This window comes from Burkholderia sp. MR1-5-21 (genome assembly GCF_053427715.1).
Map to the genome: position 1 here is coordinate 1 of NZ_JBSAXD010000085.1, position 1,377 is coordinate 1,377.

1 protein-coding gene is annotated in these 1,377 nt (G+C 60.9%); it reads right to left on the reverse strand.

Features of this window, described 5'->3' with window-relative positions:
- Positions 1-256: 256 nt before the first annotated feature.
- Positions 257-1,267, reverse strand: coding sequence for an IS110 family transposase (locus tag ACV229_RS40480; protein ID WP_448088647.1), 1,011 nt, complete (start codon positions 1,265-1,267; stop codon positions 257-259).
- Between the last annotated feature and the right edge of the window lie 110 nt (positions 1,268-1,377).

The window sequence follows — 1,377 nt, forward strand, 5'->3', positions numbered from 1 at the left end:
GACATTACTTATATGGTCGCCTCCCATTTGCAAGGCGATTGTGCGTGGCGAGGAGGGTGGTTGCGGACTTATATCCGGACTCGATCGCGGGATGTACCCGCCGGCCCCGATGGATTTCGCCGCAAAGGTCCTAATCTAAAAAGCGGACTCGAAGTCCGAGTAATGTCTCAGGCTTGCCTTTGTGCGGTCCAACCTGTCTTGCCATCGTTCAATACACCTATGCAACCGTGGATGGGTTAAAGGCTTTGATGCGTGCTCACTGCGCCGGCGCCGCCTGATACGTTCGCCCATACGCCAGCAGCGCCCAGATCGTTCGCGCCATCTTGTTGGCGAGTGCAACAGCAACGACGTTTGTGGGGCGCCGCGTCAGCATCTGGCGCAATCGCTCTGGCAAATGCTTCGAACTCGAGATGACCGATCGCGCGCCATGGATCAGCAGCGTTCGCAAATACACGTTACCGCGTTTGCTGATGCCGCCGAGCTTCACTTTGCCCCCGGAGCTGTTCTGTCGCGGCACGAGACCAAGGTAGGCGGCAAATTCTCGTCCGGAGTGAAACGTCTTTGCTTGTCCGATGACCGATACCGCGGCGGTCGCCGTGAGCACACCCACACCTGGAATCTCCGAGATACGGCGGCACGCATCGTCGTTGCGGCGCCATTCGAGAATGCGCTGTTCGATCCGTGCGATCTGTTCGTCGAGCGTGCGAAGTCGCGAGAGCTGGTCCTGCAGGCTGTCTGCCAGCATGGCTGGCAACGGGTCGGTCAGTGACGCCAGCGCAGCTTTTGCAGCCTCGATCGATGCGCGGCGGCCTTGCGGCAGCACAACGCCAAATTCGTAGAGTAGCCCACGAAGCTGGTTGACCTGCATGACGCGAATTCGGACTAGTTGCTGGCGTATGCGGTGCATCGCAAGCATGGCCTGCTGGTCTTCCGTCTTGACGGCCACGAAGCGCATGCCGGGACGCTGGGCAGCTTCCCAGATCGCCGCGGCGTCGGCGGCGTCATTCTTGTTCGACTTCACGAACGGCCGCACGAACTGGGCTGCGATGAGCCTGACGTCATGGCCGAGCCGCGCCAGGACACGGGCCCAGTGATGGGCGCTGCCGCAGGCCTCCATGACGACATGACTCGCAGGCCGGTTGGCGAAGAACGGCACGAGCTGGGCGCGTTTGAGGGCCTTGCTGTGAATCGTGCCAGTAGCTGGCTCGACATAGTGAATCTGGAAAACGCGTTTGGCCAGATCGATGGCAATGGTCATGGGTTCCATCTGGGTCTCCTTGGCGGCATGACTGCCGAACCAGCAATGTCGCACGCTCAGGACGCAAGACTGCGGCGGCCGACGGCCCGTTAAGGCGGGAGGCGACCATTCCATCTATC